Genomic DNA, 18,166 nt, shown 5'->3' with positions numbered 1-18,166 from the left:
TTTGGGCTAAAAACATCAACCTTTCATTTCTGCAATATTACCTAAAAATCTTATTGACACCTGTGTATAATCAGGGAAATTCAATGTGGATTTGAGCTCTGAAATTATCCTCCTTCCTTATCCACAAGCTGTGCATATTTCCACTATTGGATTTTGAAAATGGAAGGATATTTTCGTCAACCGACCGATTTAACACGGTTTTGGGAAAACTGTTAAATTCAATTTAAACCACTATTTCGATATGCCTAATCCACGCACTCCCAAAGGCTTGCAATTCAGCCGCCGCTTCACCAAAGATGGTGTAAGCCCTTATGATATGTTTGAATACGATTACCGCGACAGCGTAATTAAAAATCCAAACGGTGAAAAAGTTTTTGAAATGAATAATGTAGAGGTTCCCAAGCAATGGAGCCAGATTGCTACAGATATTCTTGCTCAGAAATATTTCAGAAAAGCAGGTGTGCCACAACCCGATGGCTCTTTAGGCAGAGAAACCAGTGTAAAACAAGTTGCTCATAGAATGGCCCATTGCTGGAGAGTATGGGGTGAACGCTATGGCTATTTTGCCAGCGAAAAAGACGCACAGGTATTTTATGATGAATTGGCGTATAGCATTCTGAATCAGGCATGCGTTCCCAATTCACCACAGTGGTTCAATACCGGATTGCACGAAGTGTATGGTATCACCGGTAAACCCCAGGGTCACTACTATGTAGATCCTAAAGATGGAAAATTAAAGAAATCAACCAATGCGTATGAGCGTCCTCAGCCGCATGCATGTTTTATTCTTAGCGTAAGCGATGATTTGGTGAACGAAGGTGGTATCATGGACTTGTGGACCCGTGAAGCCAGAATTTTCAAATACGGCTCAGGCGTAGGTACCAACTTTTCTCAGATTCGTGGTAGCGGAGAGAAGTTAAGTGGTGGTGGTACTTCCAGTGGTTTGATGAGTTTCCTGAAAATTGGTGATCGTGCTGCGGGTGCTATTAAAAGTGGTGGTACAACCCGTCGTGCGGCTAAAATGGTTTGTCTGGATTTAGATCATCCGGAAATCATGGAATTCATCAACTGGAAAGTAGAAGAAGAGAAAAAAGTGGCTGCACTGGTAGCTGCTGGTTACGATAATGGATATGAAGGAGAAGCGTATGCAACCGTATCTGGTCAGAACTCCAATAACTCAGTAAGAATACCCAACGAATTCTTCCATGCTTTGGAAGAAGGAAGAGACTGGGAATTGAAAGCCAGAACCGATGGCAGAGTCATGAAGAAAATCCCTTCCAGAGAAGTTTGGGATAAAATTGCTTACGCAGCATGGCGTTGTGCAGATCCCGGTACACAGTACGATACCACTATCAACGAATGGCATACCTGTCCAAAAGGTGGTCGCATCAATGCCTCCAACCCTTGTTCAGAATACATGTTCCTAGACAATACAGCATGTAACCTTGCTTCCATCAACCTTCGCAAGTTTCACAATGATGATACCAATATTTTTGATGTAGAAGGATTTGAATACACTACCCGTTTGTGGACGACTGTGTTGGAGATTTCCGTATTGATGGCTCAGTTCCCATCTAAAGAAGTAGCACAATTGTCTTACGATTACAGAACGTTGGGTCTTGGCTTTGCCAACCTGGGTTCTATGCTAATGGTGAGCGGTATTGCTTATGATAGCGAAGAAGCAAGAGGCATTGCTGGTGCGATCTCAGCTATTATGACCGGGGTTGCTTACAAAACTTCTGCGGAAATGGCTTCCTTCCTTGGCACTTTTGACAAGTATGAAGAAAACAAGGAAGACATGTTACGCGTAATGCGCAACCACCGCGCTGCTGCTTACGATGCAACAGAAGCTTATGTAGGTCTTGAAATTAAACCACAGGGAATTAAAGCACAGTACTGTCCTGACTATATGTTGAAAGCAGCTACCCGTGCCTGGGATGATGCAGTACAGTTAGGCGAAAAGTACGGCTACCGCAATGCCCAGACGACGGTGATTGCACCTACTGGTACCATTGGTCTGGTAATGGATTGCGATACAACAGGTGTTGAACCGGATTTTGCTTTGGTGAAATTCAAAAAACTAAGTGGTGGTGGTTATTTCAAAATCATCAACCAGTCTGTTCCTCAGGCCTTGAAGAATTTAGGTTACAATGATGCTGAAGCCAAAGCCATTGAACAATATGCTGTTGGTGCTGCCAGCTTTGAAAATGCACCTTTCATCAACAATGCAAGTTTGGCTGTCAAAGGATTTACCGCAGCTGAAATTGAAAAATTAAACGGAGCCGCCAGATCCGCATTTGAAATTGCTTTCATCTTCAACCGATTCACTTTGGGTGATGAGTGCATGCAGCGCCTGGGCTTTAGTCCGGCACAGTACGAAGACTGGAGCTTTAACTTACTGGAAGCATTGGGCTTTACCGAAGACGAAATTGAAGCAGCCAATGATTATGTATGTGGTACCATGACCGTAGAAGGGGCTCCATACCTAAAAGATGCTCACCTGCCTGTATTTGATTGTGCCAACAAATGTGGTAAGAAGGGAGAAAGATATATTCATGCTTACGGGCATATCAGAATGATGGCCGCTTGTCAGCCATTCTTAAGCGGTGCTATTTCCAAAACCATTAACCTGCCTCATGAAGCAACTGTGGAAGAAATTGCAGATTGCTATATGCTTAGCTGGCAGTTGGGTCTTAAAGCAAATGCTTTATACCGCGATGGTTCTAAACTAAGCCAGCCTTTGAGCAACAAGAGTGAAAAGAAAAAGAAAACAGAAGATACGGCCACAGTAACTGCTGCAGAAGAAACTCCAGTAGCTGAAGCATCTACCATTGTTGACTTGGGTCAGCTAACCGTAGATGAGTTACTGGAAGAAGTAACCAAGCGCATGACCGCTTCAACCGATACAGAATTGAAGCGCGCTTTATCCAGAATCGTTGAAAGAAAATCTTTACCAGCCAAGAGAAGAGGATTTACGCAGAAAGCAAAGATTGGCGGCCAAGTAGTTTTCTTAAGAACCGGTGAGTACAGTGATGGTACATTGGGAGAAATTTTCATTGATCTTGCGAAAGAAGGTTCTACTCTTCGCAGCTTGATGAACTGTTTTGCCATTGCTGTATCTGTAGGATTACAATATGGTGTTCCGTTGGAAGAGTTTGTAGATAAGTTTGTTTTCACCCGCTTTGAGCCAGCTGGTATGGTAGACCATCCGAATATCAAAACCACCACTTCATTGGTAGACTTTGTGTTCCGTGCATTGGGCTACGAATACCTGAACAGAACCGATTTGGTTCATGTACTGGACAGACCCACTGTAGGTAATACAGGAGAGGAGGGAGATGCTACTTTTTTGGGAAAGCCCGAGTTGAGTAGTGTAAGAGTAACGGCTCCTTCACCTAATGCAAGCCCTGCAGAAGGTCCTGCTTCTCCTAAATTACAAAGAGCAGCTACTACAACAGCAGCTGCGGGTAATAGCGGAATGGATGCGGTGAATGCAGCTGCCAAGAGCATGCAGAGCGATGCGCCTGCTTGCAGCACTTGCGGTCATTTAACCATCAGAAGCGGAACCTGTTACAAGTGTTTGAACTGCGGTACCAGCATGGGTTGCAGTTAATTCGATAGCAGTTAATCCCTGCCCTAATATCTCCTTTGGACTTGCTCCGGAGGAGATTTTTTTTTGCTTTAGCTATAGCATTGTTTAAATTGTAGCAATCATTTCATTATGAAAAAAATCTATCTCATTTTCGAGATTATTTTTCTTGCCCTTTCTGGTTATGGTCAACCCAAAAAAGAGAATCCTTCTTTCTTTTTTGCCGCCCATCAACCATTGACTTATCAAAAAGTAAAAATTACTCAGCTCATTGATACCACTATCGAAAATAAATTACTTCAGATTCAGGTAAAGGGGATCAAAGGATTGGCCATTGATCAAATTCATTTACAGGAATTGGAGAGAACCACAGAGGCTTCGCAAATTATATTGTACCAGCAAAATAAAGTGTTGCAAAAATTACAGGTCCCCTTCTGGTTCCGGCATATTTTGCCTGCTGCTGAAATTGCCGATTTTAACGGAGATGGGATTACGGATATTAAGTTCCGCATCTACACAGGTGGGAACGGATCGGCTGCCTTACTGAATTACAAAGTGTTTTTAATGAGTCAGCAAAATAAGTACCGTGTGTTTAGCTTTGTAGATTTTTCTGCAGAAAAAGAATACGATTTCAACAAAGATGGTATTGCAGAAATTTTGGGCTGTGCCTCTACCAATTATAACGGACATAATTACTGGGTCTATAATGTTTATAACTGGAAGAATGGAGCACTGGTAATGGTTTCAAAGGATTTTGGTTATCCACTCTGGACCAAAGTAGACTTTAAAACCAATAAAATGATAGCCAAAGAAATACCGGATGATATCCGGCTAACAACCCTTCGGTCTTTTCCAATGGAGTACTTTGTAAGATGAGTGAACACATTCATCAAAAACTCAACTCAGATACCATTAAAATTATTACATTCATAGTTCTAACGACCAAGATTAAAAAAGCGATATGGGAGATTTTCAAATTAAAAAACAACCCAAACAATACGATGTAGTAATTGTGGGTTCAGGCGCAGGTGGTGGTATGGCTGCCTATACTTTGTCTAAAGCGGGTTTAAAAGTTTGTTTATTAGAAGCAGGAGAAGATTATGATCCTGCTGTTAATTCCTCTCAATTAAAAAATCCATGGGAATCGCCAAGACGTGGTGCCAGCACCAAGTTCAGACCCTTTGGTGATTTTGATGGTTGTTATTGGGGTTGGGAGATTGACGGAGAACCCTATACACAGGCGCCCGGAAGTCAAAAGTTTGAATGGTGGAGAGCTAGAATGATAGGGGGACGTACCAATCACTGGGGAAGGATATCCCTTCGTTTTGGTCCCAAAGATTTTAAAAGAAAAAGCATTGATGGCTTAGGAGACGACTGGCCTATTGGCTACGAAGACGTAAAGCCTTACTATGATAAAATTGATAAACTCATTGGTGTATTTGGTAGTAATGAGGGATTGGAGAATGATCCGGATGGTATTTTCTTGCCGCCGCCCAAACCCCGCTTACACGAACTGATGATTAAGAAAGCGGCAACCGGAATTGGTATTCCGGTGATTCCTTCCCGCTTATCTATTCTTACCAAAAAAATTAACGACGAACGTGGTGCCTGCTTCTTTTGTGCGCAGTGCAACAGAAGTTGTAAAGTATATGGTGATTTCTCTTCGGGTTCTGTATTGGTAAAGCCTTCTTTAAAAACAGGGAATGTAGATGTGATTACACAGGCCATGGCCCGTGAAGTGATCACGAATGCGGAAGGGCTGGCTACAGGAATTTCTTATGTTAACAAAGTAGATGGTCTGGAATACCAGGTAAATGGTCGTGTAGTCATTTTGGCTGCCAGTACCTGCGAAACCGCTCGTTTGTTATTGAACTCAAAATCAAAAAGACATCCGAATGGATTGGCCAATGAAAGCAATGTAGTAGGTAAATACCTGCACGATTCAACGGGTGCTGCCATGGGAGGTGTTCTGCCAGAACTCTTTGGCAGAAAGCGTTACAACGAAGACGGTGTAGGGGGTATGCACGTGTATACGCCCTGGTGGTTAGACAATAAGAAACTAGATTTCCCAAGAGGATACCATATTGAATACTGGGGTGGCATGAGTCAGCCAGCATACGGTTTTGGTATGGGTATGCAGGGACTAAACGGAAAGTATCAGGTGAATGGTAAAACCAAGGAAGCCGGAGGATACGGTGCTTCCTTAAAAGAAGACGTGCGCTTTTTCTATGGTGCGGGTGTAGGTATGGCAGGAAGAGGAGAGTCAGTACCGGATATCAACAACTATTGTGAAATAGATCCTACGGTAGTAGATAAATGGGGCATCCCGGTTTTGCGTTTCAATACAAGACATTCTGATTATGAAATAAAACAGGCCAAGCATATGAAGGAAACCTTTAAGGAAATCATGCACAATATGGGTGCTGTGATTACCTGGGGAGCCGATGACGATGCATCCAATAATTATGGCTTGTCTAATCCGGGAAATATTATTCACGAAGCGGGTACCGTAAGAATGGGGAACGATAAAAAAACATCTGCCCTGAACAAGTGGAGTCAGGCACACGATTGTAAAACCTTGTTCTGTGTGGACGGTTCTCAGTTTGTGTCTCAGGCCGACAAGAACATCACCTGGACTATTCTGGCATTGAGTATGCGCGCCAGTGAATACATTATTGATGAAATGAAAAAACAAAACTTATAATATGGACAGGAGAAAGTCGATTAAAGCACTCATGATTGGCACTGTTGGTGCCGGTGTTTTGGTAGAAGCCTGCACCAGTGCGGATAAAAAAAATATAGCCAGTTCTGCAGACGCATCATTAGATGATCGCATGCAGGAAGAAAAAGCCTATCTGGCTAAAATAGAGAAAGAACCTAAGTTCTTTACTGAACATGAAATGGCAACCATTACTGTTTTGGGAGATATTATTATTCCTAAAGACGAAGTGAGTGGCAGTGCCAGCGAAGCCAAAGTGCCAGAGTTTATTGAATTCATTGTAAAAGACATGCCTTCTCACCAAACTCCGCTCAGAGGCGGATTGCGCTGGTTAGACTTACATTGTTATAAATTGTACGAAAAGGCTTTTGTAAACCTTTCTTCAGCACAACAATTAACCGTAGTAGACTCCATTGCTTATCCGAATAAAGCGCCCAAGGAACTCGCACAAGGGGTTGCTTTCTTTAATACCATGCGTGATCTGGTAACCACCGGATTTTACACCACTGAAATGGGCGTAAAAGACCTGGGTTATGTGGGGAATGCACCGAATCAATGGAATGGAGTGCCGGATGAGGTGTTGAAGCAATACAATATGGCTTATACCGAAAAAGAATTGAAGGAATGTGTAAGCTTTGATAAAGCATAGCTTACTCTTTTTTCTTTTCCGAAAGATATTTTACCAGCCTATTGTTATAAGGATCTAATTTTTTAGCCTCAGTAAAACAAGCAGAAGCCAATTCTGCTTGTTTTAATTCTGTATGAGCCATTCCCTTGGTAATGAGTATATCTGCTTTGGTTGCCAGATTATCCGGATTCATCAGCAACGCAATAGCGCAATCATTTGCTGTCTGTACAAAATTCCTTTTATTCAGAAATATCATTGCCCGCTGGTGGTATGCTTCAGGGAATACCGGCCTTAAATAAATGGCATCCTGTACCAGACTCAGCGCACTGTCTTTATTATTCAAAGCCATCATTACTTTGGCCAGATTTAACCGGAGAATACCAATATAAGGTTCCAGTATCAACGCCTCTTCACAATATTTTGCTGCCAAGGCAAATTGGTTCAGTTGTAAATAAACCAGGCCTTTTTCGCTAATGGCTTCTGCATAGGCAGGTACTTTCTTTAAAGCTTTGTCTATAAGCTCCAACTGTAAAGTTGGGTTGCTGGTGTTTCTTGCATTCATCAATGCTTCATAAGCAATCTCTTTTTTATCTGCATCGTTTTCTAACAAAAGAGAAACCCAGATATTGTTTCCTGCCGCACTGTTCCATCCTCTGGAAATGGCAGCATATCTTTTGGATTTAATGGGATGGGTGGGAGGTCCATCGGTTTCGTTTAAGAAACTAAAGATAGATTCGGCTTCGGTTTCTTTTGCTCCCAGCTTTTGTAAAATAAATCCGGCAAACTCATCCGCTTCAATTTCCTTATCGGGTCTGCTGCCAATTCCATCCAGCGAGTGACCATTAAAGTGATGGCCCAGTTCATGCGCCAATACGCCTGTTACAAACCATTTATTATTGGTTCGCTTTTGAAAGTTTTCCAGGAACTGTCTGTCAAATTGAATGAATCTTTCCTGTCCGGTTTCATTATTAAAACAAACGGCAGCACAGTTGTTAAAGTTCTGAAGAGCCACCAGTCTGAAGCGGTTGCGTAAACCTACAACAGCGGTTATTTTCGTAATCAGTTCATTCATCCATTTCTCCGCATTTTCATCTGATACTTCAGCGGCGGGTACAGGTTCGTAGTGGGTTGAATTACCAAAAAAATTGCAGGCGAAGCTTACTTTATTGCGCGGGTCTTTTTGAAGAACAGGTTTGATGGAGGCTTTTTTCTGCGCATGCAGCATACTGGCTGCGAATAAAAGACAAGCGGCGAGAATGGTTCTTGTAATCATGCAATAAAAGTCTTGTATATTTTTTAAGCCCAAATACCGTCTCAACGGTATTCAGTTTTTTGCACGGAACATTATTTTAGGGTTAATATTCAATGTTATGCGAATCCCTTCTTATTTACTTCTGATTTGTTTTTATTTACTGTTATCAGTTGCCTGCAATCAGCGCGTGGGTAGCGGATCCGAAGAAAAAGGAAACGCCGCAGATGCCAGTGAAGTGGCATCTGCAGATTCAGTAGATAAGCAGATGACTGCCTTATCAAATGGAAGTTTTGCAGATAGAAAATTCATCCGCAGTTCAGAACTTGAATTCAAGGTGGATAATGTAAGAGAAGCAACAGAAGACATCAAAGAGATTGTTCAAAAAGCCGGTGGGTTTGTTATATACAGCAAATTGAGTAGCCAGATTAATCAAATGGCTGAAACGGAATTGAGCAGAGATTCATCCCTGGAATTTGTTAGGTATACCGTGCAGAACAATATGAAGATCCGTGTACCAACCGTTCGTTTTGATACGGTACTCTCCAGCATATTGCCACTTGCCAATTTTATTGACAATCAGATTGTTCAATTGGATGATGTTTCGTTTGAAGTATTGAGTAATCATATGACCATTCGCAGAGCGGTAGGTGGGGCAAGAAAAAACAAAAAGGAATCAGCAGATCTAAGTGCCTATCAACAGGAAGAAGCAGACCGGGCCAAAGTAAACAACCTTTCGCTAAGCGATCGTATCCGCTACAGTGATATATCACTTGTGTTTTCGCAAAGATCACTGGTGAAACAAACGGTGATAGCCAATGAAGAAAAAGCGATGGAGTATCAACCGGGCTTTGGTCGCAAATTCCTCACCGCCTTAATAAAGGGATGGCAGCTGATTGAATGGCTGTTTCTAATCCTAATCCAGTCATGGTCATTGATTCTTGCGGGTCTTGTTGTGTGGTTCCTGTATCGAAAATTCAGAAAGGGAACTAGCTCACCCCGCTACCCGGATTAATCTTGTCTTCCGGATTCACAAAATGTAATTTGCCATTGGCGTCCTCAGCCATCAGAATCATGCCATTGCTTTCAATGCCGCGCATTTTTCTGGGAGCTAAATTGCAAACTACCGTTACCTGCTTGCCAACAATATCTTCCGGAGAAAAATGCATGGCAATACCAGAAACTATAGTGCGGGTTTCAAAACCAAGGTCTACCTGTAGTTTCAATAGCTTATCAGCTTTCTCTACTTTTTCTGCAGCTACGATTGTGCCTACTTTCAAATCAATCTTTGCAAAATCGTCGAATACAATTTCGGGTTTTACGTGAGATTGTGATGCAGTTTCACCTGTGGTGGCTAATGCAGAAGCAGGCTGATTATTATTGTTAGATGGTGCAATGCTTTCTTTGTTCACGGCTGCGGCTTTTAGTTTTTCAATTTGCTTACTGATTTCCTCGTCCTCAATTTTTCTGAACAGCAATTCCGGTGCTCTTAAACTGTAACCCACGCTTACCAGTTTCATGCTTCCTGCATTCTCCCAGTCGAGCATTTTGTCTACTACTTTTAATAAGTAGCAGATCTTCTTGGCAGTAAAGGGAAGGAATGGGTTGATTAGAATTGCTAAGTTAGCAGTAAGCTGTAAACAGATATGCAGACAGTTGTCGATCAGCTTTTGCGCTTCTGGATTCGACTCCAGTTGTTTCGCAATGATCCAGGGTTCTTTTTTCTGCATGTACTGATTGCCAATTCTCGCAAGATTAATCACTTCGAATTGGGCATCCCTGAACTTGTATTCTTCGAGTAGTTTTTCAACCTTTTCTTTGGTCTGTTTAATTTCAGCGATGGTAGCATGGTCCAGTTCATCCATTACATCCGCATGCAACGGAGGTACTTTACCCTTGCACAATTTGTGCATCAACACCAATGCACGATTGATGAAATTACCAAAGATGCTCACCAGTTCACTGTTGTTCGCATCCTGAAATCCTTTCCAGGTAAATTCACTGTCTTTGCTTTCGGGGGCTATGGCTGTTAAGTAGTAACGTAAAGTATCGGCCAGTTGTGATCCCCCGTTCTCCGGCTTAATAAAATCGTTGATATAGTCTTCCATTTCGAGTTTCCAGTTTCTGCTGGTACTCATTTTATCTCCTTCCAGATTCATGAACTCATTGGCCGGTACATTGTCTGGCAAAATATTTCCGTGCAATTGTAACATCACTGGAAAAATAATACAGTGAAATACAATATTATCCTTCCCAATAAAATGAATCAGTTTGGTTTCCTTGTCTTCCCAGTAGGGCTTCCAGTCTTTGCCTGCATTCAATGCCCACTGTTTGGTGGCACTGATATACCCAATGGGCGCATCAAACCATACATACAATACTTTGCCTGCACTACCTTCCACTTCTGATGGAACAGCAACACCCCAATCCAGATCGCGCGTAACCGCCCTGGGTTGTAAGCCACCATCAATCCAGCTCTTACACTGACCAACAACTGTAGAACGCCAGTCGTTGGCATGTTCTTCCAAAATCCATTTGCGTAAAAAATCTTCGTGTCTGTCTAAAGGCAGGTACCAGTGTTTGGTAGTCTTTTTAACAGGCGCATTACCACTAAGCGTACTCACTGGATTAATCAATTCATCGGGGCTTAAGCTCTTGCCACAACTTTCACACTGATCTCCGTAAGCAGCAGTAAAGCCACAATTGGGACAGGTTCCTTTAATGTATCGGTCGGCCAGAAAACTTTGCGCCTGTTCATCGTAGTATTGTTCTGATTCCTTGGTAATTAAATCGCCCTTGCTGTTTAATGCAGTAAAGAATTCACTGGCCGTTTCGTGGTGAATAGGAGAACTGGTGCGGTGATAAATATCAAAGGAAATACCCAGGTCCTTGAAATTCTGTTCAATGATGGGATGATACTTGTCTATAATCGCCTGTGCAGTTGTTCCTTCCTTGGTTGCCTGAATAGGAATAGCGGTTCCGTGCTCGTCGCTTCCGCAAACAAATACTACGTCTCTTTTCTGTGCTCTTAAATAGCGCACATAAATATCAGCCGGTAAATAAGCTCCAGCTAAGTGTCCAATATGTTTCAGCCCGTTCGCATAGGGAAGGGCAGCTGTAATTAAATATCGCTTCGGTTGCTTCATGTTCTATCCTGCTTTTGCAGTGGGCAAAGGTACTAAATGCAAGTTTATTTGGAAATTTCAGAATCTGATGTATATTTGATATCAAATTAATATCAAAATAAATTTTATGGAAAAGACCATTAAGGCAGCACAAGGGTTTCTGGTTTTATTACTGGTTACTGTTATGGTGGCTGCAGGCATATATGCACTGACTCAAATGAAAGGTGCAGAGAACTCAACACGGAGCCTGTTGATCTGGTTCGTTGTTATTGATTTTATTGCTTCCTTCTTTTTGCTATTAGGATTGGTAGTGGTTCAACCCAATACCAGTGTAGTACTTACTTTCTTTGGTAAGTATGTGGGTACGGTAAAAGACAACGGATTGATTTTTGTAAATCCCTTGTATACCAAGCAGAAAGTGTCTCTGCGATTACAGAGTTTAGAAAGCACTAAGCTAAAAGTAAACGATAAGCTGGGCAACCCCATTGAAATTGCAGCCGTTATTTTATGGCAGATTGAAGACACGTATAAGGTATGCTTTGATGTGGTTAATTTCTCTAGCTATATGACCAACCAGAGTGAAGCAGCTTTAAGACATATGGCTTCTACCTGTCCGTATGATAGCATTGAAGATGAAAATGCAGCTGTAACCCTAAGAGACGGTGGAGAGAAAGTGATTCAGATGCTGGAGTCTGAGTTGAACGAGCGCATGTTCAAAGCAGGTATTGTAATTAAGGAAGCCCGTATCAGTCACCTGGCGTATGCGCCAGAAATTGCCCAGGCCATGTTACAGCGCCAGCAGGCTACTGCTATTGTTGCGGCCAGAAGTAAAATTGTAGAAGGTGCGGTAGGTATGGTGGAAATGGCATTGGATTTATTGTCCCAAAAGCAAATGGTGGAGTTGGACGAAGAGCGCAAAGCTGCCATGGTAAGTAATTTACTGGTAGTATTGTGTGGTGATCGGGCAGCATCCCCAGTGGTGAATACCGGCAGTTTGTATCAATAATCTAAAGGAGTTGTTTTGAGTAAAAAGTCATTTGTTTTGCGCATAGATCAGCAATCGTATGCCGCCCTTGAAAAATGGGCGGCAGACGAGTTTAGAAGCGTCAATGGCCAGATTGAAATGCTGATTGATCAGGCATTGAAAGCGGCAGGCCGGAAAAAAGAAGCTGTTGCCATAAAACCTAAACCCAAGAAAAGTTCCTGATGAAAAGAAATTCCTTTTTACAAATGGCGGGAATGGGATTGCTGTCAATGCCGCTGATGGCTGCACCGCTGAGTGCGATTGCTTCTGAGCGTTCCGCAAGAAAAATCAGACAACCCCGTTACCTGCAACCCGGTGATACCATTGGGATTACCTGTCCTGCAGGTTTTGCATTGGAAGAAACCATACAACCCTGTAAGATCATTCTGGAATCCTGGGGTTACAAGGTTCAGTTAGGAGAAACGGTAGGTAAAACCGACCATACTTTTGGCGGAACCGACGCAGAGAGAGCCACCGATTTTCAGCGCATGATGGATGACCCCGAAATTCATGCGATTCTTTGTGCAACCGGTGGCTACGGAACGGTGCGTATCATTGATCAGTTGAACTTTAGTTATTTCCGAAAACATCCGAAGTGGATCATTGGTTTCAGTGATATTACAGTACTGCATAGTCATCTTCATCAGGTGGTGGGAATGGCCAGTATCCACGCCAAAATGTGCGGCAGTTTTCCCAAAGACTGGGAGCAGGCGGATGAAATACAAAAAGCTACCATTCTATCTATCAAGGATGCACTGGAAGGAAGAAAAGTAAATTATCCTGCACCAACTGCTACTGCCAATCGGTACGGTATGGCAGAAGGAAAAATTATCGGAGGAAATTTAAAAATTTTAGAGAACCTGAATGGTTCAGCTTCCATGATTCAAACCAAGGGAAAGATACTGGTACTGGAAGATGTGGGAGAGCCCTTGTACAATATTGATCGCATGTTTTGTAATCTGCTTCGGTCGGGAAAACTAGACCAGTTGAGTGGATTAATTATTGGGGGATTTACCAATATAAAAGTGGACAATCCTGCCGTTCCTTTTGGTAGAGATATTTACACCATTGTACAGGAAAAAATCAGCACTTTTAATTATCCCGTTTGTTTTGATTTTCCGGTTGGACATATCAAAAATAATTTTGCCCTGAAAATGGGAATGCCGCATCGCTTAACGGTAAGCCCTGAGAAAGTTGAACTACAAGAAATCTAAACCATGATTACCATCCCGCCCTATTTAAAAAAAGGAGATACAATTGCCATTACCTGTCCTGCCGGATACATGGATGCGGCAAATATTAAAACCTGCGTAAAAACCCTTCAGCAATGGGGCTTTCAAGTGTTGATTGGGAAAACGGTGGGTAGTAATTCCAGCAACTATTTTAGTGGAACCGATGAAGAAAGAAGAGATGAGCTACAAGCCATGCTGGATGAGCCAACTATCAAAGCCATTCTTTGCGGACGGGGAGGCTATGGGGTTACCCGCATTATTGATCAATTGAATTTTAAAGCGTTTCGTAAACAGCCCAAATGGATCATTGGCTTCAGCGATATTACTGTCTTGCATGCATATTTATTTAGCAAGTGTAAAGTAGCATCCCTGCACGCACCCATGGCCAATGCTTTTAATAAGGGGGGAGCCAAAGGGCCGTATGTACAGTCGCTGCACAACGCGCTCACAGGAAAGAAAAATCAGTATACTACCAAGCCCTATGCCATGAACAGAATAGGGGAAGCTACAGGCCCATTAGTGGGAGGAAATCTTGCGCTGCTGGCACATCTGGCAGGTTCTTCAATTTTGTATAAAACAAAGGGGGCGATTCTATTTATAGAAGATGTGGGAGAATACCTTTACAATATTGATCGCATGTTGATTCAGTTAAAACGTGCGGGTGTGCTTAAGCAATTGAGCGGATTGATTATCGGAGGATTTACCGAATGCAAAGACACTACAAGGCCTTTCGGTAAAAAACTGGAGGAGTTAATTCAGGAACATATTGCCGAGTATGATTATCCGGTTTGTTATCATTTTCCGGTAAGCCATGCCAAGGAAAATGTGGCGCTGAAAGTAGGAATGCCAGTGAGTTTGCGTGTAACTGCTCAATCGGTTACGTTGAAAGAATTGTAAGCGAAATGCGACACCTTTTAATGGTCGTCCAACCCTTATTGCATGAGTTTATTCAACTCCTGCTGCATGATCTTGCTTTCTGTTAAATTGTTGTGTACTCCTTCAGGAATCGTAATAAAAGCATCTCCTTTTTTCAATAAGGGTTCCAGTTTTTTTGCATTGCTATAAGGAATGACTCCATCGTCGCTACCATGAAAAATACGAACAGGTGCGGTTACTTTGGGTAAATAGTCTGCAGTGGGAAATTTAAAATGCAATAGTTGTTGTAGGGGATACATGAATAAATATCGCCCAAGCAATGACTTCATACTATAATAAGGTGTTTCCAGTACCAGTGCCTTACAATCCCTGATAGAAGCCAATTGAGTGGCAATGCCGGTTCCGATTGATTTTCCGTAGATAATAATTTGTTCCGGTTTAAACCGAATCTTTGCCAGCATATATAATTGCAAAGCGCCTTCGTATAAATTTTCTTCTGTGAGTTCGCCGGTTGATTTACCAAATTTGGGATAGTCAATCATCCATACTTCATAGTGGTTGCGGGTAAATAATTTCGCATAGGGGGCATAACGACCAATATTTTTCTGGTTGCCATGAAAATATAAAACAACACCCTTGCGAATACTATCCGGTACGGTAAAATGCACCACATGAAACTGGGTTTTGGCATCCAGTGGTATCACAGACTCCTGGTACGGTTCTGCAAAACCATAGCTACTGTCTGCTTCTACAGCTTTGGGGTGAAAGAGTAAATGATCCTGAAGAATAAACAATACGGAACCAATCAATGCATAGAGCAGAAGCCCCATTTTAAGGTAGTAGAAGAAAGTAATTTTTTTCACGGCACAAAGGTAAGCAGAATGCCTGCTTAATATTTTAAGATATCTCTGATAAAATTATGATACTCCGCAAAAGAGGGCAGGTTATTATGACCTCCTCCGTGAATACTGATGAGAGTGATTTTATGAGGGTTCAGTTGTTGCAGATTTTTACTGTGTTTTATGGGAATCAACCAGTCTTTGGTGCCGTGAATAATATAAGTATGACAGTTCACTTTGCGAATCCACTGATCGGTTTGTAGTTTAAAACGCAGGGTTAGTTTGTGTGGTATAAAGGGTGTAAATCTTTCTGCTACTTTAATAAAACTATAATACGGAGCATCTAGAATCAGGTATCTCGGTGAATTGTCTGCGGCTATTTTGGTGGCAAATCCACTGCCCAGGCTTCTTCCATATACCAACATATGGTGTTCAGGATATTTCAGTTTAAGTTGATCATAAACAAACTGCATGTCGGCCAGCATTTCCTTTTCGCTTCTTTTGCCAGTACTCTTTCCAAACCCCCGGTAATCTACCAGTACCACGTCGTACTGAAAGCGGTAAAAATCCTTGGCATACTTTGCCCAGCCTTTAATGCTTCTGGAATTGCCATGGAAATAAAGAATTAATCCCTTGGGTTCTTTAACGTAAAAATGTAAACCATTAATTCGAACTCCGGGTGCTATATCAAAAAACAATTCTTCAAAAGGAGCGTCGTATTTGTATTCAAAGTCCGGGGCTAGTTTTTCCGGTTTGAAAATGAGTTTTTCCTGGACGAAATATCCTATGATTACGATAAGTAAGTAACCCCCTAATACATACAATAGAACGGTACCCAAATGATTTGATTTTATTCTTCCCCTTCCGGAAAGATACGGGATAGTTTCAACTTGGAAACAGGTGCCACAATCAACGGGAATTTCTCAATGGTAACATTGCTGGGGTCCAGACCAAAGCCTCTTTCTTCGCTCAGCGATATTTCCTTAAGCCAGAAATAGAGTTTCATAATGATGCGCTCTAAGAACGGTAATTCATTGTCCTGGCTCAGGTACTTTTCCATCACGATAAACTGAAAGTCGCCCACAATATTGTTTTTCTCAAGGCTTTCGTATCGGCTGGTAATATTCACTTCTTTGTTCTTCACCAGTTCCTCAACCACTTTTCTGAACATGAGATTAATGCGGTGTTCTACCCTGAAACCCAGTCTGAATTCTATTCGGATGATATCGTTGGGAATAATATGCTCAACAGTATATTCACAAGAGTAGGGATCATCCAGTACATCCACGTGAACAAACCAGTAGATATCGGCTCTTTTAGGTTTCTTATTCAGGATAGAATAAATAATCTTGTGTTCAATTTCATTGTGGTTATTGGCACTGGTCATGTACACCAGGTGGGTAGCATATTTGGGAATGCTCTTGTCGTTGCTCAGCTCCTGAATCATTGGAATATAATTTTCCAAGCGGACAAATTCTACGTAACGGTTTTTAATCTTACGACTACGGTACCATACATACATAACAGCAAACAAAGCACCACCAACCAGTAAAGTAACATAACCACCGTGTACAAATTTTTCCATTAGTGCAATCAGGAATGCTGATTCATATATCAGATAGAAAACCAGGAATATATAAATCCAAACAGACGCTGTTCTTTTAAGTACTAAGAAATTGGCATATAAAATGGTAGTAGTTAACATGGTAACTACAATGGCTAAGCCATATGCAGCTTCCATTCTGGAGGATTCCCTGAAATACAAAACCACACCCAGACAGCCCAGAAATAAAATCAGATTGATGCCAGGAACAAATAGTTGACCTCTTTCTTCGGATGGATATCTCACTTTCATTTTGGGCCAAAGGTTCAATCGAAGGGCTTCACTAATTAAAGTAAAAGATCCCGATATCATGGCCTGGCTGGCAATAATGGCTGCAGATGTTGCAATGATAACTCCGAAAATAATAAACCATTCCGGCATTAAATCGTAAAAAGCATTGATCCCCAGTTGGGCTTTGTTGGTTGCATTTACCAATAAGCCTTTATGCGTGCTTAACAACAATGCTCCTTGTCCAAAGTAGTTGAGTAAAAGACAAATCTTTACATAAATCCAGGAAATACGAATATTGCCTCTTCCGCAATGCCCCAAATCGGAATACAAAGCTTCTGCTCCGGTTGTACAGAGAAAAACGGCACCCAGTAACCAGAAGCCATTGGGGTATTGAATGAGTAATTTTATGCCGTAGTAAGGATTCAGTGCTTTAAAAACAGACCATTCATGACCCATATGAGCCAGCCCAAGTATGGCCAACATGGTAAACCAGATTGTCATAATGGGGCCAAACAATTTTCCAATACTTGCCGTACCAAATTGTTGCATAAAAAAGATAAGTGCCAAGATGCTGATTACAATAAAAACAATGCTGTCTGTTGTTATAGAACGCATCGCAGGTAATTCCTTCAAGCCCTCAATGGCAGAAGTAACCGAAATAGGAGGAGTGATAATGCCATCTGCCAGCAATGCTGCCCCTCCAATCATGGCGGGAATGACCAGCCATTTTTTTCTTCGCCTTACCAAAGCATACAAAGCAAAAGTTCCCCCTTCTCCTTTATTGTCTGCATTCAGAATCATCAACACATACTTCACCGTAGTCTGCAGCGTGATGGTCCAGATGATACAAGACAAAGCGCCTATAATCAGTTCCTCTGAAATAACCCGGTTGGTAATAATGGCATTAAAAACGTAGAGGGGAGAAGTGCCGATGTCACCGTAGATAATCCCTAAAGCAATCAAGAGACCAGCACCGGTAACTTTGTTGATATTTTTACTCACAAAAGAAGCGTTGAAGCATTAAATTGAATCAATGTTTAACAAATGTATG

14 protein-coding genes are annotated in these 18,166 nt (G+C 41.9%); 9 read left to right on the top strand and 5 right to left on the bottom strand.

What is annotated here, in order from left to right:
• The first annotated feature begins 241 nt into the window (after window positions 1-241).
• From F777_RS0113975 to F777_RS0113960, 4 genes are all read left to right on the top strand, one after another.
• Window positions 242-3,613: a vitamin B12-dependent ribonucleotide reductase gene (locus F777_RS0113975; protein ID WP_026752587.1), complete on the top strand. Its 3,372-nt coding sequence runs from the start codon at window positions 242-244 to the stop codon at window positions 3,611-3,613.
• 108 nt (window positions 3,614-3,721) lie between these two features.
• Window positions 3,722-4,465 (top strand): FG-GAP repeat domain-containing protein, encoded by a 744-nt coding sequence (locus F777_RS0113970; RefSeq protein WP_026752586.1) that lies wholly within the window; start codon window positions 3,722-3,724, stop codon window positions 4,463-4,465.
• Between the two features lie 85 nt (window positions 4,466-4,550).
• A complete protein-coding gene (locus F777_RS0113965) occupies window positions 4,551-6,293 on the top strand; it encodes a GMC oxidoreductase (RefSeq protein WP_026752585.1) in 1,743 nt (580 codons plus the stop codon).
• 1 nt (window position 6,294) lies between these two features.
• Window positions 6,295-6,957, top strand: coding sequence for a gluconate 2-dehydrogenase subunit 3 family protein (locus F777_RS0113960; RefSeq protein ID WP_026752584.1), 663 nt, complete (start codon window positions 6,295-6,297; stop codon window positions 6,955-6,957).
• Window position 6,958: 1 nt separating this feature from the next.
• Here the strand turns inward: F777_RS0113960 and F777_RS17460 are convergent, their stop codons facing one another.
• Entirely contained in the window at window positions 6,959-8,209 is a 1,251-nt protein-coding gene (locus F777_RS17460) for a hypothetical protein (protein WP_051408632.1), read from the bottom strand.
• Window positions 8,210-8,306: 97 nt separating this feature from the next.
• Here F777_RS17460 and F777_RS0113950 point away from each other — a divergent pair, with 97 nt between their 5' ends.
• The gene (locus F777_RS0113950) at window positions 8,307-9,200 is read left to right on the top strand and encodes a DUF4349 domain-containing protein (RefSeq protein WP_026752583.1); all 894 of its coding nucleotides are present in this window, start codon (window positions 8,307-8,309) and stop codon (window positions 9,198-9,200) included.
• Here F777_RS0113950 and metG read toward each other — a convergent pair.
• Window positions 9,175-11,331: a methionine--tRNA ligase gene (gene metG / locus F777_RS0113945; protein ID WP_026752582.1), complete on the bottom strand. Its 2,157-nt coding sequence runs from the start codon at window positions 11,329-11,331 to the stop codon at window positions 9,175-9,177. The two genes, F777_RS0113950 and metG, sit on opposite strands and share 26 nt — an antisense overlap.
• A 106-nt stretch (window positions 11,332-11,437) precedes the next feature.
• Here metG and F777_RS0113935 point away from each other — a divergent pair, with 106 nt between their 5' ends.
• The 4 genes from F777_RS0113935 to F777_RS0113920 are packed head-to-tail and all read left to right on the top strand — an operon-like array spanning window position 11,438 to window position 14,463.
• A complete protein-coding gene (locus F777_RS0113935; protein ID WP_026752581.1) occupies window positions 11,438-12,316 on the top strand; it encodes an SPFH domain-containing protein in 879 nt (292 codons plus the stop codon).
• Between the two features lie 15 nt (window positions 12,317-12,331).
• Window positions 12,332-12,517, top strand: a complete 186-nt coding sequence (locus F777_RS0113930) for a type II toxin-antitoxin system antitoxin (protein ID WP_026752580.1) — start codon at window positions 12,332-12,334, stop codon at window positions 12,515-12,517.
• Window positions 12,517-13,548 (top strand): S66 peptidase family protein, encoded by a 1,032-nt coding sequence (locus tag F777_RS0113925; protein ID WP_026752579.1) that lies wholly within the window; start codon window positions 12,517-12,519, stop codon window positions 13,546-13,548. The genes F777_RS0113930 and F777_RS0113925 overlap by 1 nt, the downstream gene beginning before the upstream one ends.
• 3 nt (window positions 13,549-13,551) lie before the next feature.
• Window positions 13,552-14,463, top strand: coding sequence for a S66 peptidase family protein (locus tag F777_RS0113920; RefSeq protein WP_026752578.1), 912 nt, complete (start codon window positions 13,552-13,554; stop codon window positions 14,461-14,463).
• Between the two features lie 35 nt (window positions 14,464-14,498).
• Here the strand turns inward: F777_RS0113920 and F777_RS0113915 are convergent, their stop codons facing one another.
• From F777_RS0113915 to F777_RS0113905, 3 genes are read right to left on the bottom strand one after another with little or no spacing between them, the layout of a single operon-like run.
• Window positions 14,499-15,305 (bottom strand): alpha/beta hydrolase, encoded by an 807-nt coding sequence (locus tag F777_RS0113915; RefSeq protein ID WP_026752577.1) that lies wholly within the window; start codon window positions 15,303-15,305, stop codon window positions 14,499-14,501.
• Between the two features lie 26 nt (window positions 15,306-15,331).
• Window positions 15,332-16,120: an alpha/beta hydrolase gene (locus F777_RS0113910; RefSeq protein WP_026752576.1), complete on the bottom strand. Its 789-nt coding sequence runs from the start codon at window positions 16,118-16,120 to the stop codon at window positions 15,332-15,334.
• 11 nt (window positions 16,121-16,131) lie between these two features.
• A complete protein-coding gene (locus F777_RS0113905; RefSeq protein WP_026752575.1) occupies window positions 16,132-18,117 on the bottom strand; it encodes a KUP/HAK/KT family potassium transporter in 1,986 nt (661 codons plus the stop codon).
• Window positions 18,118-18,166: the final 49 nt, after the last annotated feature.

The sequence above is a fragment of the Sediminibacterium sp. C3 genome (assembly GCF_000508085.1).
Classification (GTDB): Bacteria; Bacteroidota; Bacteroidia; order Chitinophagales; family Chitinophagaceae; genus Sediminibacterium.
This window is presented reverse-complemented; position numbering and strand designations above follow the sequence as displayed.

What these genes read in the sequence shown, in the direction of transcription:
- F777_RS0113975 (WP_026752587.1), top strand. Translation starts at nt 242, where the DNA reads ATGCCTAATCCACGCACTCCCAAAGGCTTGCAATTCAGCCGCCGCTTC.
- F777_RS0113970 (WP_026752586.1), top strand. Translation starts at nt 3,722, where the DNA reads ATGAAAAAAATCTATCTCATTTTCGAGATTATTTTTCTTGCCCTTTCT.
- F777_RS0113965 (WP_026752585.1), top strand. Translation starts at nt 4,551, where the DNA reads ATGGGAGATTTTCAAATTAAAAAACAACCCAAACAATACGATGTAGTA.
- F777_RS0113960 (WP_026752584.1), top strand. Translation starts at nt 6,295, where the DNA reads ATGGACAGGAGAAAGTCGATTAAAGCACTCATGATTGGCACTGTTGGT.
- F777_RS17460 (WP_051408632.1), bottom strand. Translation starts at nt 8,209, where the DNA reads ATGATTACAAGAACCATTCTCGCCGCTTGTCTTTTATTCGCAGCCAGT.
- F777_RS0113950 (WP_026752583.1), top strand. Translation starts at nt 8,307, where the DNA reads ATGCGAATCCCTTCTTATTTACTTCTGATTTGTTTTTATTTACTGTTA.
- metG (WP_026752582.1), bottom strand. Translation starts at nt 11,331, where the DNA reads ATGAAGCAACCGAAGCGATATTTAATTACAGCTGCCCTTCCCTATGCG.
- F777_RS0113935 (WP_026752581.1), top strand. Translation starts at nt 11,438, where the DNA reads ATGGAAAAGACCATTAAGGCAGCACAAGGGTTTCTGGTTTTATTACTG.
- F777_RS0113925 (WP_026752579.1), top strand. Translation starts at nt 12,517, where the DNA reads ATGAAAAGAAATTCCTTTTTACAAATGGCGGGAATGGGATTGCTGTCA.
- F777_RS0113920 (WP_026752578.1), top strand. Translation starts at nt 13,552, where the DNA reads ATGATTACCATCCCGCCCTATTTAAAAAAAGGAGATACAATTGCCATT.